This is a genomic window from Streptomyces prasinopilosus (assembly GCF_001419695.1).
GTDB lineage: Bacteria > Actinomycetota > Actinomycetes > Streptomycetales > Streptomycetaceae > Streptomyces > Streptomyces prasinopilosus.
This window is the reverse complement of sequence record NZ_LIRG01000217.1, coordinates 1-4723: the sequence shown is the minus strand read 5'-3', so window position 1 is coordinate 4723 and position 4723 is coordinate 1. Positions and strand designations below refer to the sequence as shown.

Annotated in this window: 4 protein-coding genes and 1 pseudogene; 1 reads left to right on the top strand and 4 read right to left on the bottom strand. The window is 70.5% G+C overall.

Annotation, left to right across the window (positions count from 1 at the left end):
- Positions 1 to 134 precede the first annotated feature (134 nt).
- Positions 135 to 404: pseudogene (locus AOK18_RS10735) on the top strand (helix-turn-helix domain-containing protein); the annotation flags it as partial.
- A gap of 19 nt (positions 405 to 423) precedes the next feature.
- Here the strand turns inward: AOK18_RS10735 and AOK18_RS10730 are convergent.
- The 4 genes from AOK18_RS10730 to AOK18_RS10715 all read right to left on the bottom strand — a co-directional run.
- Positions 424 to 1794 carry a bifunctional albaflavenone monooxygenase/terpene synthase gene (locus tag AOK18_RS10730; RefSeq protein WP_055572162.1) on the bottom strand — a complete coding sequence of 457 codons (1371 nt, stop codon included), beginning with the start codon at positions 1792 to 1794 and terminating at the stop codon, positions 424 to 426.
- Entirely contained in the window at positions 1791 to 2876 is a 1086-nt protein-coding gene (gene cyc1, locus AOK18_RS10725; protein WP_055694170.1) for an epi-isozizaene synthase, read from the bottom strand. The genes AOK18_RS10730 and cyc1 overlap by 4 nt, the downstream gene beginning before the upstream one ends.
- A 320-nt stretch (positions 2877 to 3196) precedes the next feature.
- Complete coding sequence (gene def / locus AOK18_RS10720; RefSeq protein WP_055572161.1) at positions 3197 to 3847, bottom strand: peptide deformylase; 651 nt, start codon at positions 3845 to 3847, stop codon at positions 3197 to 3199.
- 113 nt (positions 3848 to 3960) lie between these two features.
- Positions 3961 to 4723, bottom strand: a 763-nt coding sequence (locus AOK18_RS10715) for a hypothetical protein (RefSeq protein ID WP_055694168.1), incomplete at its 5' end; no start/stop codon positions are given.

Here is a 4723-nt window from a genome sequence, read left to right as displayed (position 1 = left end):
GCGGGCGCTGCCCCGCTGACCGGCCTCGCGGCGCGCGTTCGGGCGGCCTCGGGGCCCCTGAAGGCGCGCCGGTAGGCGTGCGGGGTCGTCCCCACGGCGCGTACGAAGTGGTGGCGCAGCGCGGCCGCGTTGCCGAACCCCGTGCGGCCCGCGCCCACATGTCCCCGCGCACGTTCGCCCGCCGCTTCCAGCAGGAGACCGGCACCACGCCGTACCGCTGGATCCTGCGCCAGCGGGTGCTGCTCGCCCAGCGTCTGCTGGAGGGGACCGACGAGACGGTGGACGCGGTCGCGGGCCGCACGGGGTTCGGCAACGCGGCCGCGCTGCGCCACCACTTCGTACGCGCCGTGGGGACGACCCCGCACGCCTACCGGCGCGCGTTCAGGGGCCCGGAGGCCGCCTGAACGCGCGCCGCGAGGCCGGTCAGCGGGGCAGCGCCCGCAGCATCAGCCGGCGTGGCCGGAGGGTGATGCCGATCCGGGGCCGGGCGTCGGAACCGGGCGCGTGCTCGAACCGGTAGGCGGAGGCGACCGCCGCGGTGATGAGCGTGAGCTCGGCCATCGAGAAGTGGTCACTGGGGCATTTCCGGTTGCCCACGCTGAACGGGCTCATCGCGTACTTGGGCACGTCTCCGGCACGCTCCGGAAGCCAGCGGTCCGGGTCGAACTCCTCGTTCCGCCCGTACGACCTCCGGTCGCGCTGGATGGCGTACGGACTGTAGATGAGGTCCGCTCCCCGGGGAATGCGGTATCCGCCGAGTTCCGTGTCGGCCACCGCCCGGCGCGTCAATACCCATACGGCCGGATACAGCCGCAGGGTCTCGGTGACGACATTCGCGGTGTACGTCAGTTTTCGGACGTCCTCGAATGCGACGGGGCGGTCGCCGACGACGGTTTCCACCTCGTCGCGGATCTTGTCACCGAGTTCCGGATGCTCGGTGAGAACCAGGAGCAGTGACATGACGGTGGATCCGACGGTTTCGCTGCCGGGGGTGAGGATGGCGATGACCTGATCGTGGATCTCCTGTTCCCCGATGGGCTCACCGTTCTCGTCCCTCGCCTCCAGCAAAGCCGTCAGCAGATCGTCCGGCTTTTGACCGCTCGCCCGTCGGTCGGCGACGATCTCGTCGACCAGGACGTGCAAATCGGCCAGTGCCCGGTTGAATTCGCGATTGGCCGGAAGCGGCACCTTATAAAGCGGTCCGAGCGGCACCACCATGCGCTGGTACATACCGCTGAACAGCGTGGCGAGGTCGGCGCAGATGCGCTCGGCCCGGGCGTCCATGTAGCTGCCGCGCATCAGGCAGCGGGCGGCGACCCGGACGGCCACGCGGAAGGACTCCGCCGTGACGTCCAGTGCCTCGCCGGAGCGCCAGCGCTCCACGAGCGCGTGCGCCTCCTCCGCCATGACCGGCCCGTACGCGGGGATCGCGTCGAGCCGGAAGGCGGGCTGGATGGTGCGCCGCTGACGCCGGTGCAGCGGACCGTTGGCAGTGGCGACGCCCTCCTTGCCGAGCAGGTCCTCCAGGGACTCCCACAGCGGCCCGGCGATGATGTAGTCGGGGCTCAGCGCCACCTCGCCGGTGAGGGCGGGGGTGGTGACGGCGTACACCGTCTTCGGTCCGAGCCTGAGGCGCACGACGTCGCCGTGGTCGCGCAGCTGGGCCATGAAGGCCAGCGGATCGCGCACCAGTTTCCAGCCGTGGCCGAGGAGGGGGACGCCTCCGCCGGCCAGGGGCGGCTCGCCCGGGGCGGTCGCCGCGGACGCTCCGGGTTTCACCGACTCGACCGTCATTTCTCACCTGCCGCTTCGTTGTTGACGTACGGGGGCGTGGACCGGTCGTCCCAGCTGTCGACCCTGTACCGACCGGACTCGTGGTGGAACCAGTAGACGGAACTGAACCAGTTCCGCATGTTTCCGAGGCAGGCCCGCACGGCCGCGCCCCGTTCCTTTCCTCCTACCGTTCCGTCGTCGAGACCGTCGGCGAACCGTAAGGTTTCCCGCTCGGCGTCGAGGAATTCGGTGACGCATTTCTCGACGCGACGCCTCACATCGGCGACCGCCTCTTCGAGGGAGAGTCCTTCGTGGACGACGAGACTGATTCCGAGATTGTGCACCTCATGGCCCGCCAATTCCTTCGGGAGTGAGCAGAGGTCGTTGTACCAGGCGGCGAATTCCTGACTCAGCAGGGCCGCCCTCCGGTAGGACGGGTTCTTCCGTACGGAGTCCGGGAGTTCACAGCCCGCACTCAATTCCAGGAGATCGGTCCAGATCCAGTGCGCGAAGGTGAGGCGGCGCAGTTCCAGGTACTCCCCGACGGTGGGGACGATCCCCTCCGTCCGGTTGCGGAATTCCCGGTCGTACGCCTCGATCACCGCGTGGAAGTGCCGGGCGAACCGGGCGTTCCACGTGTCCGGAAGGAACGAGTACAGCCGTCGCACGCTGTCCGCGAACCCGGACACCAGTGCGTCCTCGTGACGCAGGTGGTCCGCGGGACTGTCGAGGGCCGTGTGGAGGTGCTCCTTCAGCCACCGCCAGGCGTCGGGACGGCCGTGCACGATGTCGCGGTCGTGCCGGTCGTCCCAGACGAAGAACCACGCGCTGTAGTCCGCTATCGCCTGGAGGGCCTCGTCGGCGGCATCCGTGTAGTAGCCGGCCATGAGGTCCGTGTAGCACAGTCCGTCGGCGTGTTCCTCGACCTTGCCCGCCGGCATGAGCCGCTTTTCCAGCAGCCACGCACGGGTTTCCTCCTGGAGCTTCGGCCAATACGGATGGAGTCGCCGGGGAAACGCCGTCTCGATCACCGGAAGAGACAGCGCCGGTGGAACTGCGATGGTGGTCGGTTTCGATGTGGTGCCGTGTGACAAAGCATGCACGAACAATCCCCTCTCGGCCGCCGGTCGGCGTGCGCCCCTCCCCCGTACCGGGCGCGCGCCCGTGCATATTCCCGCCCCACCATTCAGCACCACGACCGACCCCTTTGGGAACGCATTCGCCTCCTTCACCACCCACGGTGCCGAGAACCCTCCCTCACCTGGCCGGTTTCGTGCTGCCGATCCGTCAAGGAGATCGAACGCCTGATGAAAGGACGAACGGCGCCCGTTCCGGAGGGGTACCGGAGCGGGCGCCGTGCGCGGAGGAGTCCTGGGCGCGGGGGACCGGAAGGTCCCCGCGCCCACGGGAGGGTGACGAGGGGTCAGTCGTTGGCGACCACGGGGTAGCGCGGCTCGTTCTCGGCCATCTGCCGCAGCGCGTCCTTGCGTTCCCGCTTGGAGAGCCGGTCGATGTACAGGGAGCCGTAGAGGTGGTCCGTCTCGTGCTGCAGACACCGTGCGAAGTAGCCGGTGCCGCGCACCCTGACCGGGTTGCCCAGCTCGTCCTGCCCGGTCACCTCGGCGTAGTCGGGCCGGGCCAGCGGTGCGTACGCGGTGGGGACCGACAGGCAGCCCTCGTTGGAGTCGTCCAGCCGGCGCTTCTCGGCGGGCAGTTCGACCAGCTTCGGGTTGCAGACCACGCCGACGTGGCGCGCGCCGTCGTCGTCCGGGCAGTCGTAGACGAAGACCTTCAGGTCGACGCCGATCTGGTTGGCGGCCAGGCCCACGCCCTCGGCGGTGCGCTGGCTGGCGAACATGTCCGCGACCAGCTGCTGCAGGTCCGGGCCGAAGTCGGTGACGTCCCGGCACTCCTTGTGCAGCACCGGGTTGCCGACCACGGTGATCGGCCGCGAGGTGCCGCGCTCGACCCAGGCGGCCTCGCGTTCCGCGCAGCCGTCCGTGTCGACGACGTACCCCTCCTCGTCGACGGGGAGCACGCCCGCGTGCTGCTGATCGGTGTCCTGCTGAGCCATGACCGACGTACGCCTTCCTGGAAAACATGGGGTGTGGTGCTGCTACAGGGTACGGCGAACGGCCCGCCCTCCGACCGGTCCGCGCCCTGCCCGGCGGCCGGCCCGGTGGGCCCCTAGCAGACCTCTTCGAGGTCCCGCCAGTCCCGCGAGTCCGGGCTGTCCGCGACCCATCCGTCCAGCAGGCCGCGGACCAGCGAGGGCGGTGCGGCGAGCCCGCACTCGCGCTCCGGCACCCACAACTGCCCGTCGGTGCGGTGGCCGAGCGGTCCGGGGTGTCCCGGCTCACTGTGGTCGTGCGGGTCGAGGTGCTCCCCCTCGCCCTCGTCGGACGGCATCCGGGACTCCGAGCACATCCGGCACAGCAGCCGCACCGACGACGACCAGTCCTCGGCGGCGAACCCGGCGTCCGCGGCCAGTTGTTCCAGGGCGTCCCGGTCGGCCTCGCTCGCGGCCTCCAGCAGGACCACCCAGGTCGGCACCGGTGAGGGCGCCCACAACTCGATCTCGTCGAACACCGGGTAGGTGTGCCCGGCGGCCGTGCTCCGCTCGCCGTGCGGCACCCCGTCGTGCAGGACGACCTCGCCCCAGCGGCGGCCGGAGGACGGCAGCGGAATGGACAGCACCTCGATCCGGGCGGGATCGAGCCGCCGGCCCCACACGACCTCGGCCTCCCCCTCCGGGGACAGCCGCACCGCCGCGCTGCCCAGGTCCATGCCGAGCGGCTCGCCGGAGTCGGTGGGGCTCCCGGGCACCTTCAGCCCGTAGGCCTGCCAGGCGCGGCGGGCCAGCGGCCAGTCCTGCAGGGCGGTGGCCCTGCTCGACCGGGACGCCGGAGCGCCGGACTGGTGGAACGTCGGCATCGCCGCCACCGCCCTG